A 20,594-nucleotide genomic window follows, 5' to 3' on the forward strand; every position below is an offset into this window, starting at 1 on the left:
AACCGCCTTATTTTAATTTAAGGCGGTTTTAATATTTAATGTAGTAAAAGAAAAAAGCTGTTTCAATTAAATGAAACAGCTTTTTTCTTTACGAATTATTTAATCTATTATTACCAGATAAATGGCAAGTACCAGTTATTTGGATTCATTAATTTAGTTCGAACTTCAGTTGCTTCAGCATTGCCTTCTTTGTTCAATTTATCGTAAATTTTATCCGCTAAATACGAAGGATCATTTCTACGTCTAGCAATACGCACCAAATCTTCCCAACGGTTTCCTTCATAAGCTAACTCAAGTGCAGCTTCATCAATAAGATTATTTTCAATTGAAATTAAACTATCTCCTACTACAGGTGCAGCTACTAATCTTGCACGACCACGAATTCCTGCATTTCTATGCCATAAACCACTAATATCTGGATGTAACCCACGACGACCATCAAAATCATAAGGATAAGGCAACTTAGTCTGCATTACATTTGTAACATCATCAGTATCTGATTTCAAGCCCTCTCTATTATATTCTGATTGAATACCATTATTTAAAATAGCATAAGCAACTCTGTGTTTATTATCTCTATTAGCCGCTTCAGCATAACGCAAATGTAATTTAGCAGCACGGTATAAGAACCATTCTCCTTCTCTTTTAAACTGATCACCAGCAGCTTCAAATTTATAAAGGTACTTCATAATTACCGGATCACCACTTACCATCTTATAAGTAAATTTAGGTCCACGAGCATCATAAGGATATCCAAAGATTTGTCTATTAGAATCCCAACGATCAATTGCACTTTGAGAAGGTTTAGCTAAATAATCTCCTGAATTTTTAGAAAAGAAGGAGATAAATGGATTAGATGGAGCAAAATCACTATCAAAAGGTAAATTCCAAACCCATTCTGTATTCCATAACATATCCCTATCTCTTCCGAAGATAGAACGCCAACCTTTATTATTAACATCAACTAAGGTTGTTGCATCTTGTTCAAAATTTCTTAAGTAACCCACTGCTAAATCTTCATTAGTGATTACCTCTGCATATTTTACTTTGTAATAATCAAATTGATTTGCTCCTGAAGTTGGAGCACTATCCATTACATTTTTATAATGAGAAGCAGCCAACTGATAATTACCTTTCCAAAGCTCTAAATCCCCTAACAAACATTCTTTATTGATAAAGAATTTTAAAGTATCATAACCATCAACGGTAATTAACAAACTACTTTGAGAATCGTACATTTCCCTGTAGGTCAATCCTTCAGCAAAAGTAACAAGCTTATCTAAAAGCTGATTAAATGCAATTTTAGGATATTTATTAATATTCTTAACGTCTTCTACATTTTCAATAGGTTCAGTAATATAAGGTACACTTCCATATTGGATTCCTAATTGAAGATATATCCAAGTTCTAATACAAGCAATATCAGCATAACGTTGATCGTATTGAGATTGAGTAAATTTCTTATCAGCCAACATAATATCGAAATTTTTCAATGCATCATTACAAGCTTGAATAACTACGTAAAATTCTTTAGGACTAACATATGGATTTTCTGCTGTTTCAGTATGTAAAGATAATTGCTTTAAATAAGGACTAGAGTTTCTGGTAGTCGTCATTAAATCGGCGCGCATTTCGTTAAGAATAACATATTTTTCAGCTAATCCCATGAATTTTCCATAAATACCTATTACAGCAGCATCGGCATCGTAAACATTACGATACACCTGATCTCCTACTAGTTTATCTTCAGGTTTTACATCTAAAAAATCCTGGCAGGAACCTAGGCTTAATAGTAGTGTCATTGCTGACACTACTGATACAAGACCTTTAGTTGTTTTTGTTTTTATTTTTGTTATCATCTGTATATTGTTTCGTATTGTAAAAAATTAAAGCCCTAAACGTAATCCTAACTGAATTGTTCTAAACTGTGGCGCTAGACCAATATCCGTTCCTTGTCCAAAAATTGAAGAAGTAGCGCTGAATTCAGGATCATAACCTAAATATTTCGTAAACGTCAACAAGTTATCAGCACTAGCATAAAGCTTAACGTATTTAATATAATTCATATCATTTACTTTAAAATCATACCCTAACACTAAGGTTTTTAATCTTAAATATGAACCATCTTCAATCCATCTACTTGAAAACTCAGCATTTCCTATTGGATCTCCCCAAACTGCTTTAGGTATTTTAGTCTGTTGACCTTCGGCAATCCAACGGTTAGCTACAGCAGTACTTTGATTTTCATAACCACTCATTTTCTCTAAATTGTAACGTAATCCGTTATAGATATCATTTCCTATAGAGAAATTAAACAAAGCTTGTAAATTAAAACGTTTGTATGTAAAATTAGTCGAAATACTACCTGTTAAATCTGGATTAGGATTACCTATTACCATACGGTCACTATTATCAATTACGTGGTCATTATTAGTGTCCACATAACGAACATCTCCAGCTGTAAAAGGAACTAATTCTCCATTTGGAAGACGTCTATTTAAAGCAGCTGTTTCAGCATCTGCTGTTGTACTAAAAACTCCATTCGTTTTTAAACCATAAAATAAATTAGCATCTCTACCTTCTGAAGTTAAATAAGTAGCTCCTGCAAATTGCGTCAAAATATCTCCTCCAGGTAAACCTTGGATTTCGTTTTTGTAACGGCTAACATTAACACCTAAATCAAATATAAAATCAGTTGATTTAATAACACGCGTATTTAAAGCAAGTTCTGCACCAGTCGTACGCATTGCACCACTGTTATTCACTAAATAATCGAAACCACTTACATTAGGAACAGATTCGTAAATAATCATATTACGTGTTCTATTTGAAAACAAATCGATAGAAGCATTTAATCTTTCATTGAAAATTCCGAAATCAGCCCCTACATTGAATTTTTCAACCTTTTCCCATTGCAAGTTTGGATTACCAATATTACCTCTTACTAGACCTTGCATTCCTAATAAGTTTTGAGAAATATAATATTTCTGAGCTGTGAAATTTCCAATATCATCATTACCACTATAACCATAACCAGCTCTTAATTTTAAATAATCGATAACTTTTAGGTTTTTCATAAACCCTTCAGAAGAAACCATCCAAGCTCCAGAAATAGAAGACATCAATGCATATTTATTAGAACCATCAACTTTATCTCCAAAACGACTAGAACCATCTACTGCATAATTAGTTGTCAAGAAATATTTATTTCTATAATTATAATCAGCATTAGCATAAATATTTAACCAATTCCATTCTCCTAAAGCTCCACCTACTTGACGTAACAAGTTAGATCCAGCACCAACACTTGTAAAATCATCTGTTGATGCATTGTAACCTAAACCTAAATCACTTTCTGAATTATTTTTTTGTGCTCTTAAACCAAAACGAACATTTAAATTGTGATCGTTATTAAAGTTTTTTACATAATTAGCATATGTATCTGTGTAAAGACTATTATATCTTTGAACCTCACTTCCAGATCGGTTTCCAGCAAATGCAGTAGGCAATACAAGATCAGCTACACCATTATCTGGAATAAAGAATGTTTCACGCTCTTTATTCAAAGTCAATCCTAATATAGTGTTGATATCCCAATTTTTATTTAAATCATAAGTAAATTTAAGATTTCCGAAAAAACGATAGTTTTTATTTAAACCAAAACCATTTTTAAGAATTGCATTTGGATTACTAACATTAAAATAATCAACATCAGCTAAATTAGGAGAAAATTCCCCTGCATCATTAACATCGTTTGTAGCTAAAAAAGGAGACTTGGTTAATGCTAAATACAAAGGACTTGTTTTGTATGCATAACCTTGATCCCATTGATCTTGCACATTATTAATAAACGACAAGTTGGCATCAACAGAAAGTTTAGTAGTTAACTTTAAAGCTGCATTTAAACGAGTACTATATCTTTTACTATCTGTTTGCGCAATGATACCTTTACTATCTAAATAACCCACAGACAAACCAAATTTAGCAATATCATCCCCTCCTCTTACTTTCAAGAAATAATTTTGATTCACACTTGATTTAAAAACTTGATCCTGCCAATTAGTACTATTCTGATATTTAAAATACCCTGGTATACTTTGCACATCATTCATATATGGTAGTGAAGCAATTTGTGACTGTGACAATCCACGAGACACTTCTAATTGTGACATATGAGTACGATATGCATCAGCACCTAATAAAGGTAATTGATCTGGTGCTTGATTTACACCACCATACATGGTAAAGTCAATTTTTGTTGACAATTGGTCAGGACGAATTGTTGTAATTTTAATAATTCCATTAGCTCCTTTAGTACCATATAAAGAAGTTCCGTCTTTAATTACTGTAATATCTTCAATATCTTTTACATCAATATTAGCTAAAGGCGAATTAATGTTATTTTGAATTATTCCGGAACCATAATCTTCATCATCATAGATAACACCATCAACGATAATCAACGGCTTATTTGTAGCATAAAGCGAGTTAAATCCACGTAGTGATAAATAACTTCCTGCACCAGGAGTACCTGAACTACGAACAGTATTTAAACCTGCCACTTTACCTTGAAGAAAACCTCCAACTGACTCATGAACTGGATTAGACCATTGATCTTTAGTAAAATCTACAACAGATGCAGCATGAGTATTAGCATACTGCATTTTTGGTCCCTGTGCCATATTTGCAATTTGATAAGTTGCAGCGTAGTTAGGTTCACCTAAATAGATTTCAATTCCTTCCTCTTTATTTCTAAGTGCATGGACTTCCGTTTGAAAATTTTCACCACTAATTTTTAATAATGCTTCTAGGTTAGGAACTTTGATTTCAAAGCTACCATCATCTTTGGTTATCGCAGCAGAAAATCCTTCAACTGCAACATTTATTCCAGATAAACCTTGCTTATTTGCTGCACTTTTGACAACACCTTTTACAAGAATTCCTTTTGTTTTTTTATTTATTGTTTTAGCTGTTGTTGATTTCTGAGTATCCTGAGCATACAAAGGCGCATATAATTCCCCAGCAAAAAACACACTTACTAGACAGGTTAGTTTTATAATTTTTAGCATAACTATTTTTTTATAGAATATTATGGTTTAACTTGAGGAACAAATTTTAAATAATCAAGAGTAAGTTCACTTGAACTACTTGTTCCAGCAATTAATGATATCAAATCAATATTTCCTGATTTATCTAAAGTAACGTCTCCTATATATATATCATCAAATACATTAGGTTGAACACTTACATAACCTAAGTCTTTGATTTCATTAATGACATTACCATTCTCATCATATTCTCCTCCTACTCTTAATTTTTGTGAAATTGCACCAGACCTATTGTTATAAGCTCTCCAATAAACTTGATATGTTGTACTAAACATATCAGCTGCACTATAATTTAGTGTAAACTGACTCACACCAGGATTCGACACAAAGACATCATTAAAAAGCACACCTGCAGGGTCTATTCTATCTCTAAATAAAACATAAGATCTTTTATCTGATGGCATGAAATTTTTAAGCTTCTCTCCTTCAATCTGTGTAGTTACCAGTCTTTTATCTAAAGCAACATCAACTTTTTTCATGATATAAACAATTCCATTGCTTAAATGAATTGGCTCCCCTACAATTTGAGTTTTGTCAATAGCAACTTCAACACCATATTTAGTAGTCAAGGTAGCAGGCAAATCATCCTTTTCATATTTCATAGCAAAAGCCATATCACGAGTTGCAAAATAAGCAGAATAAATAGCTGTTGAATCAATTGCAGCATCATTAGATGCTTTTATCAAATACGGTTTTAACTTTGTAACCTCGCCATCATAACCAGTGTCTTCCATTAAAAATAATGTATATTCATTTCTTTCATTATTCAAATTATATACATTTTTAAGATACGAATTTGTCAATGAATCTGAAAGATAACCAGCTCCAATAGTTTTTGATAATGCTTTAGAAATACTATCAGATTTATAAATATTAAAATCTTTTAAACTTAATAAATAATCACTCATAGCTGAATTCCCCGCTTGAGATTTCACATACTCCCAGATATTCATTTTAGGAGCAAGAGCCTTATTTACAATATGAAAAACCCCATTTTTAGTATAATGATCCGCGCTAACAATTGTAGCGTCATCAATCATTGTACTTCCTTTAAACACTAAGTACTTTGTACCTAACATTCTAATTCGAGTTTCTTCTTCTTTTCTTACAGAAGAAAATATTGTTAATGCAATATGATTTCTAACAAACCTATTAAGAGCATCCGGATTATTTAAAATTTCTGAACCAACCTCAGCCATAGCATCATTAGTTGGGACAAAAACAGTATACGATTTTGAATCAGCTAGTACCTTATCATAACCAGATTGCACTAATAATGTTGCAAACTGAGATGTTTCCGGTGTATTCGAGATAGCTTCTGTTAAATTATAATTAAGGTTAGAATCGCCATTGTTTTCGCGATCATCCCATGGATTAGAACAAGAGATTATTGCTAGTGTCAAAACACTAGCGAATAATCTTTTATATTTACTTTTTATTGATATCATTTGTAATTGATTAAGTTTCTATTTATTTTATTGGTATCTCAAAGTACCTTTCCCTGCATCAAATTTAGGCCATAGTTGATCCATATCAACCGGACGGAACTCTGCAATATCTAACCAACAACTATCCCCAAAATTCCCTTGGCTTTGTAATGTCAACGTATGTCTAGAAGTAGTCGGAACTTCTACAACACCAACAAGTCTACAATTTACCCTGCTTGACCAAGGGTAAGCATATCTTTTATATCCTTGTGATTCTAAAACAGTTTCTGGTGTTCCTGAAGTATCAGTATTTCCACCTTCCATTAAATTCACCTGTCTAGGTAATTCAACTCCATCAAAGAAAACTTTAACATTTCCTAATTTAGCACCTTTTTGACGATAAGAAATCCAGATTTTATATTTCCCTTTTACTATAACAGGAGTAGTCAAAGCAATGTTTTGAACATTTGCATCTCTAAATCTAAATATTTCCATAACATCGCCATTCCAACAACCACCAACTCCTGATGTAATGCTTGTTCCAGATGCAGCTTTTGTATAAGCAATCCAACCGTTACTATCACTAGCTGTTTTTAAATCCCATGTAACATCAATGCCAGCTTGGCCTTTAAAAACCTTAACATCATCAGTAATAGGATAAGGTGTACCGATTGGTTTTCTCCAGTAAGTAGTCATTTTTCTAAACTCTGCTATGTCAGTAAACTCGAAATAAACAGGTGCAGGATTTCTCTTTTTAATTGCAAAGTTACCGTCAACATAATGCAATACCCCATTTGAACATGTTACATCACTTAAAGGTCTATTAATTGCAACACCTTTTTCTAAAACACCATTAAACTCATCTTCGTTTAACAAGATAGTTTCTACATCTAATTTAGTACTAATAATTTCTAAAGGAGCTTGAGTAACTAAGGCAGGTGTAGTGGCTATATCTGCTAAATACTTAAGTCCAGGTAAAACTCTATAAGCGGCATATAGATTTAAACTGTCTGCAGGATTTGTAGGATCAGCAACGGTTGCGGTACCTACAGGCTTGCTATATCTTCTTTTTAAATTTTCAATAGTATTTAAAGTAATTGTCTCTTCAGCAATTGGATCATACCAAGTAGTATTATCATAAACATCATTCGTTTGCGCTAATACAGTTAAATAACTTGCTACATTATTAGAATCATAAGTCAATGGTTTGTTTAATTTCTCAAACCAACCCGTAACTTTTAAAACCTCGGTAAACAAAGATAGATTAGGATCATCTTCAATAGTTTGAGCCAAAGTTTTCTTAGCTACACGAAGAACCTTATCAATCACATGAACAACTCCATTACCTAATTCAATATTTGATGCCACAATGTTTGATGTTTTATTTACTGTAACACTAGAAATTTCACCATTATTTGAAGCTCCAGTTATCAAATACTGTCCGTACATACTTGGAGTAGCAATTTTACCATCAGTAAAAGAAGTAGTATTAACTTTCACATCAATAATATGCAACTTAGCTAAATCTTTCAAATCATCAATTGGAACTTCTGCCAAAGAACTTACACCTAAATCATTCAAATAAGCTTGAACAGCATCATTTGTTGGAAGAAAAAGTGTATAGGTACCATAAGTATTCATATATGAGGCATAGTTAGTAAGATCCAATATTTCTAAAAACATAGAATAATCTGGATTTGCTCTTAAATATTCGGTAATATTAAGAGTTTCATCAGTACTTTCCTTGATTTTTTGTTCAGAACAACTTTGAAACACTAAAGCTATCAAAAACACTAAAGTAAGTCTCATCAGGCTAGGCAATCTTAAATATCTTTTCATGACTTAATTTTTTATTATTTATAAAATGGATTTTGTACAAGTGCTTTATTTGTATAAAGTTCAAAAGTATTAATTGGTAAATAGTGACTATTAGGATCTTGTAATTTTGCTTTGATAGACTGCTGTTGATCACTTGGAGCACTTAAAAGGGCAGCATCAATTATTATATCAATTCTTGCATAATTATTTCTTCTTGCCATTCGAAGAATATCGAACCAACGTTTTCCTTCAAATGCAAATTCTCTTCCTCGTTCTCTTAATATATAATTTAATATTTGATCCGGATCCTCTGAACTTACGTCTTCTGCCGTTATGTCAATAGCTTCACGTTTTAAACGTAGATCACTAACAATATCAAGTGCTTCTTGACCTTGTTGTGACAAAGCCAACGCTTCTGCTTTCATCAATAAAACATCAGCATAACGATACACAAACCAGTGCGTATCAGAATCTTGAAGTGCTTTACGAACATCATTCGTTAATCCAACATATTTGTATATTTGATTGGTTCCAGGAACTATGGATGCTCTTTCTCCACGGATATCTTTATTATTTGCATCATCATTGTCTATACCATAAAACTGCTCTAAGGCATCTGTTGCAGCTATAAACTGAGGTCTTTGTAGGAATATATTATAAAATGGCGGTAAATTTGCTGTAGTATATTGAAATTCAAAGATACTTTCTTTAGAATTTCCTTTAGCATACACTGTGTTAAACCAAGATCCTGAAGGATCAATTAAAGCAAACTTTTCAGATTCAATAATTTTATTTGTTGCATCAATTGCCCCTTGATAATTATCCGTCCACAAATATACATCTGCAAGCATTGCATTAATAGCATAAGTGGTAATACGTCCTTTGTTAGAAGCATTATCTCCATAATCTTCTACACTATATTGGTCAGCTAATTTTAAATCTTTTATTACCTGAGCAAAAACATCAACCTGTGATGAAGTAGCGATTTGAAAATTATCCTGATCACTCAAAGTTGGTTTCAATTTCAAAGGTACATTTTTAAAAGTACGAGCTAAAGTAAAATACAAGTAGGCTCTTATTGCCAAAGCTTCAGATAAATAATTATTTAATTGCGTTTGGGATAAAGTTGGGTCTAAATCTTTAACTGCTGGAGCTAAATCAATTACAGTGTTACAATAATTGATAGTTCTATAAAATGCCGACCAACTTGTCAATTCATTAGAAGCAATGATATTTGAAGTCATAATGGCTCTTTCATCCTCAGTAACATTACCACCAGGACCTATCATATCTCCACGTAATTCTCCGTACATAAACAAATATTCAGTCATAGTAAAATCACCAACACCTGGAGGTGAATTTAACATAGAGGAATAAATGCCTATCACGGCTGCTTGAACATCTTCTTTTGTTTTCCAAAACTCCTCACGAACTATTCCATTTTCTGGACGTAAATCCAAATAATTATCACAGGAACTTGCCGTAACAAAGAGGATTAAGATGGCTAATATTGTTTTTATTTTAGTTTGCATAATCAAAGTATTATTTTATTAAAAACGAGTTGTTAGACCGAAAGTAAAACGTTTTGTAGGTGGTGTAGCTGCATTATCTATTGCAATACCAAAAGGACCACTACTCATACTTACCTCAGGATCTTGTCCTCTATATTTAGTGAAAGTGTATAAATTATCTGCTGTAACATAAAAACGTACATCATCTAAGTTTAATTTTTTCAAAAGACCTTTACCTAAATTATAACTAAGTGTTACAGAACGCAAACGACAGAAAGAAGCATCTTCTACATAACGATCAGAACCTAACCAGTTGTAACCAGCACCATAAACAGCTCGAGGCATATTAGTTACATCGCCCGGATTACGCCATCTAGCTAATACAGCAGTACTTTGATTACTCCATCCATACATATTAGTAGTATTCATATCTGTACCATTAACTATATCATAATTCAAACGGTATGTGAAATAAAGTAATAATTTTAATTGATTATTAAAACTTACTGATGGACCAAAACCTCCAGCTAATTTAGGATTACTATTTCCTAAATACACAACATCACGCTTATCTATATTTCCATCATGATTGATATCTTCATAGATAGCATCTCCTGGTTGAAATACATAATCAACAGTTGGGTAATTAAAACGCATAAATACCTCTTGACCATTTGGACCTATGATTACATTACCTGAAGCATCTTTAGCTTTAGTAGCTTCTAAATCTGTATATACTCCTTTGAAACGATATCCATAAAAAGAACCAAATGGATTATCAACTTGAAGGAAACGCTTAAATTGTCCATTTCTATCTGTATTTCCACTTTCACTAGGATAATATTCAGATATTTCTTTAATCATGTTTTGATTGGACGAAATATTAAAATTAAAATCTACTTTCCATTTTTTTGTTTTGAAAGGCGTAGTATACAAACCTACTTCCCATCCTTGATTTTGCATAGATCCTACGTTTTGGTCTGATAATTTATCATATCCAGATACAGAACTTAAATCTAGGTTACTAAACAAAAGATCTTTAGTAGTATTTTGATATAAATCTACATCAATCATGATGCGTTTATCAAACATTTGCAAGTTAAAGCCTAAGTTCTTACCAATTAAAGTTTCCCAACGCAAATTAGTTAACTCCATGTTTGAAGGAAAAATTCCATTAAGTCCCAAATATTGTGTATCAAAATTACTATAAACATTAAAGTAACGATAATCATAACGAGGCGCCCTACCTGAACGTCCGTAACTAATACGCATACTTAAGTCATCAACAAAATCATATTTCTCCATGAATTTTTCACCTGAAATTCTCCAACGTCCAGAAATAGAAGGAAACAATCCATATCTATTATTTGCCGCAAATTTAGAATTCCCATCTCCACGTAAACCTACATTAATAATATAACGATCAAACAGACCATATTGAGCACTAATTAAAGCACCTACACTTCTAGATTGACTATTATTAGTATATAATTGTAATTCAGAATTTTGTGTTCTAGATGGATTAGAAGGATCAGTAAACAAAGAAGAAGCCGTATTAGAAGTCATTGCTTGATGCGAAACATATCTGTAATCATTAGATTGTAATGACAGTAAAGCCTGAAATGTTTGATCTTTACCAATATCTGGTGTATAGATAACATTCGTTTTAGTAATAATATTAGAGGAATCAAAATCAGCATCTGCAGCTCTATTCACAACAGTTTCTGTCGAAGGTCTTCCTGTAGCATTCTGAGGTAAAAATGATTTTGTTTTTGTACTATTATAATCAAATTGAAGATCAAATGTAGAAATCAATTTATTTGGAACAATATCAACTTTTAAATTAAAGTGAGGTACGATACGATCACTTGCTTGATCATTTTTGGCAAATTCAGCCATTGCCACAGGATTATAAGTACCTGAATACGTGCCTTGTACATTTGAAATTGGTGTAAAATAATTAGGTGTTAAATTCCCCATTTCATCATACTCGTAAATACTCATGTTTGGCATTTTAGTATAAGCAACACCTCTTAAACGATCTGCACTATCACTAGTACCATTAACATAGTTACGTTGTGTATCTGTATGCGTATAAGATATATCTGTTCTAAAACGAATACGATCAGAAACAACATAATCTAAGTTTAACCTAGTATTCAATCTTTCTAATCCAGTACCAATAGTTACCCCAGTTTGTTTGTAGTACCCAACAGAACTATAATATCTGGCTTTCTCTCCCCCTCCTTGTAAAGAAAGGTTATGGTCACCTACTAAACCTGTCTGAGTAATCGCATCAATCCAATTGGTATTTTGACCGTAATTTTTATAATAATATACTTCTTGAGGATCATATTGAAATTCTTTAACTGTAAGCGTGTTCAATGGCACACCATTTCTATTCATGAACTCTTCAGGAATTAATTGTGAATATTGATCTCCACTTAACATAGGAATTGTAGGAGGTAATTTAGAATAAGTCCCTCTAAAAGTATAAGTAATCTTTGGAGCACTAACACCTCCACGTTTTGTAGTAATTAATAAAACACCACTGGCAGCACGTGCACCCCAAACTGCCGTAGCTGCAGCATCTTTCAAAATTGTAATCGTTTCAATATCTGAAGGAGCAATATTCAATAATGCTGCATATCCCTGTGTATCAGCAGAACCAAAATTAAAGTCTTCAGGAATAGAAGTTTCATAAGGCATCCCATCAACAACGACAAGAGGATCTGAAGATCCCGTAATGGAAGAAGTTCCACGGATACGAATTTGCATTCCTGCACCGGGATCACCACTCACAGCAGTAATATCAACCCCTGGCATACGCCCTTGTAAGGCCTCATCGATGGAAGCTGCCTGAGTATTTTCTAAGTCAGCCGCATTAATGGAAACCGCACTCGTTGTTCTATTACGGTCTGCAATACTCAACAAACCATTATCAGACATTTTTTCTGATTTTACTACAATTTCCCTAAGTGATTCAACACTTGAAACTAAAGAAACTTTAATCGATGTTTTACCATTAATTGATACAACTTTTGATTTATAACCAATAGTAGATATCACTAATTTATTGTTTGGATTTTTAACACGGATAGCAAAATTACCATCAAAATCAGTAATCACACCACCTACGGTACGATTTTCTGAATCTTGCTCTGCAATTGTAGCACCAGGAATGGTTTGATTATCAGCAGCATCAATAACCTGTCCACGCACTAATAACGAGGCTGCAGGTTGCTGTGCTAACGCTGGTAAAGTTGCCAGAATAAATAAGGCAAAAGTAAAGCTATAGAATATTTTTATAATATGTTGTTTCATCTTATTGCTGTGGTTTTTTAGGGAATTCAAGATAGTTATCTACTAAATGTATCAAAGACCTATCTGCCAAGTTATTACTGTTTGGTAAAATAATATTTGCTTTAGGATTAAGACCTCCTTCACTACCTTCAGTTGTTTCATCTTTAAAAGACAAAGTTCCTGGTGTAGTTGAAGTCCCAGCAGTACTTGATACGGTTACATATGTTTTATCACCTAAATCATCTTTTAATAAAGTTTCAAACTGACCAGTAGTAAGACCATCATTAGAAACTGTTTTGTTTACTAAAATATGGTAGCTAATAAAATCCGACACCTTGTCTTTATCTCCTTGTAAACCAGGATTATTAGAACTAGGCAAAAGACCATCAGTAATAGCCTTAGTCATTGCTGCATTGTTAGGAACTATAAAAGTATATGAAGTACCTAAACTAACACCCTGAATTGCTCCTGTAGCAGAATTATAAATTGTTGAATTTTTTAGATAATTAAAAAACATTAAAAATTCAGATCCTGGAGCAGTTGCTAAACGTTCTAGTCTTTTACCTTGTGGCTCTGGAGAATATAATAGTAAATTATCTACATAATAAGCAACTCCATTTGCTTGTACGTCTTTACCAATAATATTTACAACGTTACCATAATATTCGTTACCAGCTGCATACAATTTGTTATTATCCCATTTAATGTATTCTCCTGGAAGATCATAATCTCCTGAACGAATTATCCCTGAAGAGGTTGCTATATTATCTAATTCTCCATTTGGAGTATAAATAACACTGTTGTAAAGTATACGATATAAAGCACTTCTAGCACCACCACCACTTATGCTCACATTTGTTATAGGATCAGTATAAACCCATTGGGAATAATTTGCATCATAACGGAATCCCATTTGTTGGAGCAAACTATCAGATGGTAAAAAGATTACAAATTTATTATTAACATTACTAATCATTTCTTTTATACCAGAACCATCTTTATACAACAAAGTGGCTAGAGAAAATGATGGGTCTAAATAGGCCGAAGTATAAACACTGTAAAATAAATTAGATTTTTGAACTTTATTTGTCCCGTAAAAAAAACCATTACTTAATATTTTTTTGTCAACAATATCAGTATTAAAATCAAATCTTAAATCTTCTCCAATACCATTATCAAAAGAGGAAGCCTTTGTTGGCCAAACTGCATTTTGAACCATGTGTGCATTCACAAAATCTTGAAACACATACTTTGGAAGTTTATCCAAAGAGGTGTAATGTTTTAACAAAACACCATCTACAAATTCCTGTAATTTTGTATTTTCAGGAACCAATAATGTATAAGCATCCGATTGACCATCGTTATCACTTTCTTTTAAATAATTTTCATTATTAGGAGCAAATAACAATCCCGAATCATAAGTCTTCACAAAAACATCATCTGTTTTTCCTGAATAATTTCTATATGTATTTGTTGCATTTTGATTAAACACATAACTTACCAAATACTTCTCTAAAATATTACGAAAAACACTGAATTTACTGTTATCACTTGTTGCATCTGCTTCTAAATATTGATCTAAGTTTAGCAATGGCAGATTAACCTTATCTACTTCATGTATAATACCGTTTTCAGCAATAATATTAGATTCTGTTACTTTTGAACTGAACACATTAAAACCAGAATAAGTATCACTTGGATAAAAATAATTAAAATCAGTTGCTGTTAATCCTTTTGCTAAAAAATATTCTTCAGTAAAATAAGTAATGTACTTATTATTATTATCACCTGAAACATAATTGTTTGCTCCATTTCGATTTGAACTAGCAATTACCATGGGCTGACCATTAATTGTTTTGTTCAAAAACCCGTCATAGTAAGCCGTTCTTCTTCTAAAAGAATTATCAATTTCCCATCCTTTTGAACCTTGAAAATCTGAAAGTTGATCTTCTCTAAAGGCATTATAAACCAATGCATGTTTTACTATTTTACCTGCAGTAGTTTCATCAATCTTACTTACATCAGAAATTCCGTTTTCTTGAAAGTATTTTGTAAAAGCAGCATCATTAGGCGCAAATAAGGTCCAGTATCCTGATTTACTCAAAATATCTTTGTAACCTGCTTTTTCAATTAAGGCTGTGAAATTTTTAAAATTCCCTCTAGCATCTAATTGTTGATAGATTGGATCTTCAAGATAATCTGGACGTCCGTAGTATTCGTCAAATACGTCTCGACTACAACTGGCAAAGAAAGCCAGAAGAGGTAGAATTAATAAATAATAGTTAAATTTTCTCTTCATTATTTGGTTAGCTTATAAAGTGGTGAATAAATTATTTGTGTTTTTTTTAACTCTTTTTTGTTATTTTTTAACTTTTCAAATTTATGCGTTCAACTTAATACATCCATCCTGCTGTATCCTGTTTTTTTTATATATATATTAAAAAAAAGTAGGATTTTATAAACATATCATAATCATTTTGAAAATTTTTTAACAATCGAAAGCTATTGAATTTATTGAAACCACACCCAATTCACTGAAGTCTATCAAAAAGAAAAAATATATGTATATTAATTTAACATATATTTTTGAATTAACAACTATACAAAAGATTATTGAAGACAATAAGAAGTCTTAATTTTAAGAAAGCAACAAAACCAAAAATTTTATTAAGATTTTCACAACAAAAAAACATAAAAAAAAATTTTTATTAAAATAGAGCTCGAGAACTTTTCTACTAAAAGCTATACATATTTATAAGAAAATATTTTTATCAATTTCCCTTGATAATTACAAAAAAAACAATACACATATTTAACTAATCAATATTTAAAAAATAAATTACTTTTGACTTTATAAAAACATAAATTATTATGAATACTAAAACAGCTATTGTTACTGGAGGAAATTCAGGATTAGGTTTTGCTACGGCAAAAAAATTATGCGATAACGGAATTAAGACTTATATAATAGGGCGCTCGAAAGAAAAAACCGAAGAAGCTTGTGCCGAAATTGGCACAAACGCCATTCCTATAATTTTTGACCTTAACAATTTAGACGGAATTCCTGCTATGATTGCAGAACTTACTAAAGAAGCTCCAATTGACATCTTAGTAAACAACGCAGGAATAAATCTGAAAAAAGAATTTACCGATGTAACCGATGAAGATTTCCTTTCAGTTATACACACAAATCTCTTAAGTGTTTTTACCGTAAGCCGCGAAGTTGTTAAAAACATGAAAGAAAACAAAAACGGAAGTATTGTAAACATTAGCTCAATGGCGTCTCAATATGGAATTCCAAAAGTAATTGCTTATTCTGCTAGTAAAGGAGCTATTGAATCCATGACTCGAGCTATGGCGGTTGAGTTAGCACAATTTGGAATCCGTGTCAATTGTATCGCTCCAGGATTTATAAAAACTAAAATGTCAGCAAAAGCATTAGATAATGATCCAGAAAGAAAAAATAAAGTTTTAGGAAGAACTCCAATGGGATTCTTAGGAGAACCAGATGATATTGCAGATGCTGCTTACTTTTATGCCACATCAGAATCTAAGTATGTAACAGGAACTGTACTTCCGGTGGATGGAGGAAACAGTATCGGATTTTAAAACTCATCATTTATGATACAAATGCAACAAACAATGCGCTGGTTTGGACCTACTGACGCTATCGCATTACAAGACATCCGCCAATGTGGTGTTACAGGAATTGTAACGGCTTTACACCAAATCCCTGTTGGAGAAATCTGGACAGTTGAAGCCATACAGGAAAGACAAAAACTTATTCAGGAAGCAGGAATGGAATGGACCGTAATTGAAAGCTTACCTGTTCACGAAGAAATCAAAAGAGCCTGCGGGGATTTTAAATTATACATCGAAAATTACAAAACGAGTCTAAGAAACATTGCACAATGTGGTATCAAAGTGATTACTTATAACTTTATGCCAATTTTAGACTGGGTTCGTACCAATCATAATTTCGAGAATCCAGATGGTACAAAAGCATTATTATATAACCACATTGCATTTGTCTATTTTGACATTCATTTATTAAAAAGACCAAATGCTGAAAACGAATACACTGCTGAACAAAAACAACAAGCACTTGCTTTTGGCGCAAATCTTTCAACAGAAGAAAAAGAGCTTTTGTTTAAAAATGTCCTTTTAGGATTACCGGGAAGCAAAATCAATTTTACTGCTGAACAAATTTTATCCTTATTAGGCAATTACAAAGATATTGACGACAACAAATTAAGAGAAAATCTAATTTATTTCCTTTCTGAAGTCGCTCCAGTTGCAGAAGAATTAGGTTTAAAATTAGCCATACATCCTGACGACCCTCCATTTCCAGTAATGGGACTACCACGAGTAGTTTGCACAGCCGATGATATAAAAAAAATAACAGAAGCAGTACCCGTTAATGCAAATGGATTATGTTATTGCACAGGTTCACTTGGCGCCGATCCGAACAATAAATTAGTACAAATAATTGAAGATTTTGGTGATCGAATTCATTTTTTACATCTTCGAAACGTAATTCGTAGTGACGAAAATATTTTTAGAGAATCGGAACATCTTAATGGCGATAACCCAATGGAAGCCGTTATGGAAAAACTAATTCTTCTAATGAATGAAAGAAAAATAAGTTTACCAATGCGTCCAGATCATGGTTTTCTTCACACCTTAGAAGAAGGCAAAGAACAATATCCCGGCTATTCCTTAATCGGCAGAATGAAAGGCCTAGCCGAATTAAGAGGCTTAGAAATTGGACTAAAATACAAACTAGAACAAAACTAATTCGCTTTATCTTTCATTTAAAAACTCTCATTTGACAACCAAGCAGATGAGAGTTTTTTTTATACAAAAAACCCAAAATTATTTTTTATATAAAAATTAAATCTATATTTGCATACCGGAACAGAACAGTACGTTAAAATGGGAGATAATTTTACATTTCAAATCAATCACGAAAGCGATATTCCAAAATACCAGCAAATGGTTAACACCATACAAAATGCTATTTCGGAAAACATCTTAGCTAAAGGAGATCAACTGCCTTCGGTGAATAGCATTTGCAAAAAAAACCAGCTCTCTAGGGACACCGTTTTTAAAGCTTACTCTATTTTAAAAGAACAAAAAATAATCGATTCTGTACCTAACAAAGGTTATTTTATAGCTGGAGAAACTAGAAAAGTACTGTTAGTACTGGATACTTTCAAGGCGTACAAAGAAGTACTTTACCATTCATTTATCAACAACTTAACCGACAATATCATTGTTGATGTTCAATTTCATCATTACAACATTGATAATTTCAAAACCATTATTAATAATAGCATTGGAAAGTATATCAAATATGTGGTAATGAATTTTGACAACAAAGAAATCAGCCCTACTCTATCGGTAATTCCAAATGAAAAACTCTTGCTAATTGACTGGAATATTCATTCAAAAACGAAAAGCAATTATGTATTTCAAGATTTCGGAAAGGCTTTTTATAGCGCATTAAAAGATGGTGAAGCCTTGTTTAGAAAATACAACGAAATTGTATTTGTCTATCCAAAATTTACTTTTCACCCAAAAGAAACAGTGACTTATTTTAAAAAGTTTTGTACCGATTTGAATTTCAAACACAAAGTTATTACCAATCCAAATGAATTTATCATTCAGGAAAACAAAGCATATATTAGTGTTAGCGATCGAATTCTAGGAATGTTTCTCGAACAATGCCGACAAAAAAACCTAGAACCCGGAAAAGACGTTGGTTTCTTGTCTTACAACGAAACTCCTATGAAAAAATTCATTTACAAAGGAATTTCAGTTGTAACTACTGATTTTGAAGAATTAGGAATCAAAGCAGCTGAGTTTATCACCAACGAAGAACCCATGCAATATTATATACCTACAAAATTAACCATAAGAGAATCATTATAAATTATGTATTATATCGGATACGACATAGGAAGTTCCTCTGTAAAAGTTGCCATTGTTGAAGCTGCAACTGGAAAAAAAATTATCAGTTTGCATGAACCTGCAAACGAAATGACTATTACAGCCTATCATAAAGACTGGGCGGAACAGGATCCAGAAATGTGGTGGGAATACAGCTGTATCGCTACCAAAAGAGCCATACAAGAAGCTAACATCGATGCTTCTAAAATTGCAGGTGTGGGAATTTCATACCAAATGCACGGATTAGTGGTAGTAGACAAAGACGGAAAATCACTAAGAAATTCTATTATTTGGTGCGACAGTCGTGCTGTAGAAATTGGGGATAAAGCCTTTGAAGATTTAGGCGAAGACCAATGCGCTACTCACCTACTGAATTCACCAGGAAATTTTACCGCTTCTAAACTGACTTGGGTAAAAGAAAACGAACCTGAAATATACGAACAAGTATACAAATACATGTTGCCTGGTGACTTTATAGCCTTTAAATTAACAGGAGAAATTAACACCACAAAAAACGGTCTTTCTGAAGGTATGCTTTGGGACTACAAAGAAAATGAGGTTGCCGAATGGTTGTTAAAATACTATGGAATCGACCCATCATTAACTCCAACAATTGTAGATAATTTTACCCATCAAAGTTACTTAAACGAAAAAGGAGCTGCAGCATCAGGGCTTCCTGTTGGAATTCCAGTTGTTTATCGCGCTGGTGACCAACCCAATAACGCCTTATCACTAAACATTTTAAAACCAGGTGAAGTTGCTGCAACCGGTGGAACATCAGGTGTAATTTATGCAGTTACCGATCAATTAAAATCAAAAGAAACCTCCCGAATTAATAGCTTCGTACACGTTAATTACAGCAATGAAAAACCAACAGTAGGGAAATTATTGTGTATTAATGGCGCTGGAATTCAATACCGCTGGTTGCGCAATCATTGCGGAATGGATTCTTACGAAAATATGAACGTAAAAGCCGAAGAAATTGCGGTAGGTTCAGATGGTGTAGTGGTAATTCCTTTTGGAAATGGAGCTGAGAGAATGTTAAACAATAAAAACATTGGAAGTCATTTCTTGAATTTAAACCTAAACAAACACGGTCACGGACATTTGTACCGCGCCACTCTAGAAGGTATTGCTTTTGCTTTTGTGTACGGAATGGAAATCATGAAAGCTGATAATGCTCAAATTAATGTGATTCGTGCTGGAAACGACAATTTGTTCCGCTCAGAAATCTTTTCGAATACCGTAGCCACATTAATTGGTCACGAAATAGAAATTTACAACACCACAGGAGCTGTTGGTGCCGCAAGAGCTGTTGGCTTGATTGATGGCGACTACGAAACTTTTGGTGACAATATTATCAAAAACGATCACGTAATGACGTATATGCCTCTAAAAAACAGCAAACCTTATTTAGAAGCATATCAAAATTGGAAAAAAGAACTAGAACTCATTATAAACAAGTAAATTAAAAA

Annotated in this window: 11 protein-coding genes; 4 read left to right on the forward strand and 7 right to left on the reverse strand. The window is 32.6% G+C overall.

From position 1 onward, the window contains the following. Positions 1-110: 110 nt before the first annotated feature. From AC4FRF_RS10750 to AC4FRF_RS10780, 7 genes are read right to left on the reverse strand one after another with little or no spacing between them, the layout of a single operon-like run. A complete protein-coding gene (locus AC4FRF_RS10750) occupies positions 111-1,859 on the reverse strand; it encodes a RagB/SusD family nutrient uptake outer membrane protein (protein WP_491159511.1) in 1,749 nt (582 codons plus the stop codon). Between the two features lie 27 nt (positions 1,860-1,886). After that, positions 1,887-5,069, reverse strand: coding sequence for a SusC/RagA family TonB-linked outer membrane protein (locus tag AC4FRF_RS10755; RefSeq protein WP_491159513.1), 3,183 nt, complete (start codon positions 5,067-5,069; stop codon positions 1,887-1,889). A 20-nt stretch (positions 5,070-5,089) separates the two neighbouring features. After that, positions 5,090-6,556, reverse strand: coding sequence for a fasciclin domain-containing protein (locus tag AC4FRF_RS10760; protein WP_491159514.1), 1,467 nt, complete (start codon positions 6,554-6,556; stop codon positions 5,090-5,092). 27 nt (positions 6,557-6,583) lie between these two features. Next, positions 6,584-8,374 carry a fasciclin domain-containing protein gene (locus AC4FRF_RS10765; RefSeq protein WP_491159516.1) on the reverse strand — a complete coding sequence of 597 codons (1,791 nt, stop codon included), beginning with the start codon at positions 8,372-8,374 and terminating at the stop codon, positions 6,584-6,586. 14 nt (positions 8,375-8,388) lie between these two features. Next, complete coding sequence (locus AC4FRF_RS10770) at positions 8,389-9,885, reverse strand: RagB/SusD family nutrient uptake outer membrane protein (protein ID WP_491159517.1); 1,497 nt, start codon at positions 9,883-9,885, stop codon at positions 8,389-8,391. An 18-nt stretch (positions 9,886-9,903) separates the two neighbouring features. After that, positions 9,904-13,188 carry a SusC/RagA family TonB-linked outer membrane protein gene (locus AC4FRF_RS10775; protein WP_491159518.1) on the reverse strand — a complete coding sequence of 1,095 codons (3,285 nt, stop codon included), beginning with the start codon at positions 13,186-13,188 and terminating at the stop codon, positions 9,904-9,906. Position 13,189: 1 nt separating this feature from the next. After that, positions 13,190-15,466 carry a fasciclin domain-containing protein gene (locus AC4FRF_RS10780; protein ID WP_491159519.1) on the reverse strand — a complete coding sequence of 759 codons (2,277 nt, stop codon included), beginning with the start codon at positions 15,464-15,466 and terminating at the stop codon, positions 13,190-13,192. A gap of 572 nt (positions 15,467-16,038) precedes the next feature. Here AC4FRF_RS10780 and AC4FRF_RS10785 point away from each other — a divergent pair. The 4 genes from AC4FRF_RS10785 (at position 16,039) to AC4FRF_RS10800 (ending at position 20,586) form a co-directional block, all read left to right on the forward strand. Then, on the forward strand, positions 16,039-16,776 hold the full coding sequence (locus AC4FRF_RS10785) for an SDR family NAD(P)-dependent oxidoreductase (protein ID WP_491159520.1): 738 nt from the start codon (positions 16,039-16,041) through the stop codon (positions 16,774-16,776). Positions 16,777-16,788: 12 nt separating this feature from the next. Next, positions 16,789-17,964 carry a mannonate dehydratase gene (gene uxuA / locus AC4FRF_RS10790; protein ID WP_491159521.1) on the forward strand — a complete coding sequence of 392 codons (1,176 nt, stop codon included), beginning with the start codon at positions 16,789-16,791 and terminating at the stop codon, positions 17,962-17,964. A 138-nt stretch (positions 17,965-18,102) separates the two neighbouring features. Further along, positions 18,103-19,101 (forward strand): GntR family transcriptional regulator, encoded by a 999-nt coding sequence (locus tag AC4FRF_RS10795; RefSeq protein WP_491159522.1) that lies wholly within the window; start codon positions 18,103-18,105, stop codon positions 19,099-19,101. A 3-nt stretch (positions 19,102-19,104) separates the two neighbouring features. After that, positions 19,105-20,586: a xylulokinase gene (locus AC4FRF_RS10800; protein ID WP_491159523.1), complete on the forward strand. Its 1,482-nt coding sequence runs from the start codon at positions 19,105-19,107 to the stop codon at positions 20,584-20,586. Positions 20,587-20,594: the final 8 nt, after the last annotated feature.

It is taken from the genome of Flavobacterium sp. ST-158 (assembly GCF_058309975.1).